The organism is Delftia sp. ZNC0008 (assembly GCF_000799035.1).
Classification (GTDB): Bacteria; Pseudomonadota; Gammaproteobacteria; order Burkholderiales; family Burkholderiaceae_C; genus Comamonas; species Comamonas tsuruhatensis.
Genome location: NZ_JTKZ01000182.1, coordinates 1 through 947, shown reverse-complemented (window position 1 = coordinate 947; position 947 = coordinate 1). Strand labels below are relative to the sequence as shown.

2 protein-coding genes are annotated in these 947 nt (G+C 72.8%); both read right to left on the bottom strand.

Features of this window, described 5'->3' with window-relative positions; genetic code table 11:
- Positions 1 to 474 (bottom strand): LysR family transcriptional regulator (locus L995_RS06045; RefSeq protein WP_156135994.1); only part of this gene is annotated, 474 nt, incomplete at its 3' end.
- Positions 475 to 530: 56 nt separating this feature from the next.
- Positions 531 to 947 (bottom strand): IclR family transcriptional regulator domain-containing protein (locus L995_RS06040; protein ID WP_047470146.1); only part of this gene is annotated, 417 nt, incomplete at its 5' end.

The following is a 947-nucleotide window of genomic DNA, read 5'->3' as shown; positions in this document are numbered from 1 at the left end:
CCGCGTTGCGCGGGCCTGACCGCCGTGCAGGCGGGCGTCGAACAGCACGGCCATGTCCAGCGCGCGCGCATTGAGCATGTCGGTCAGGTGGCCGGACATGCCCTCCACCATGTGCAGGCGCACATCGGGGTAGCGCGCGCGCATGGCCTGCATCATGGGCAGGCCCAGCATGGCCGAGGTGGTGGGCGCCAGGCCCACGCTGACCGAGCCCGACAGCCGCGCCTGCTGCGCGCTGCGCACGGCCTGCTCGGCATGGCGCAGCGTGAGCTGGGCCTCGCGGAAGAAGGCCACGCCCGCCTCGGTGGGCACCACGCCGCGCGGCGTGCGCTGCAGCAGCCGGGTGGACAGCTCGCTTTCCAGACGGCTGACCTGCTGGCTCAGCGCGGACTGGACCATGTCCAGGTCCAGGGCGGCGCGGCTCATGGAGCCCAGTTCGACGATGCGGACGAAGTAGCGGAGTTGTCTCAGTTCCATGGGGGCGGCGCTTGTGGTGTGCAGCGCCGATTGTCGGTGCAGGCCGGGGCTTGGCCTCAGATGCCGCGCGGCAGCAGGGTCGCCAGGGCCTCGCCTATCGAGCGCGCAATCAGCTTCTGGCGCTCGCCGGGCATGCGCTCCAGCGTGGAGGCCACGCTGACGGCGGCCACGGGCTCGCCTTCGGCATTGCGCACCGCCATGCCCACGGCCAGCACGCCGCGCGTGGCGTGGTTGCCGATGACGGACCAGCCGCGCTGGCGCGTGGCCTTCACCAGCAGGGCCATGCGCTCGGGCGTCATGCCGCCGTACTGCTCCAGCACGGGCGCGTTGGCTGCCATCGCGGCCTGCACCTCGGCATCGGGCAGGGCGGCCAGCAGGGCCAGGCCCGCCGCTCCCACGCCCAGCGGCTGGCGCGTGCCCACCTGGATCACCAGGATCTGCACCGGATGCGTGCCCACATGGCGGGCGATGCA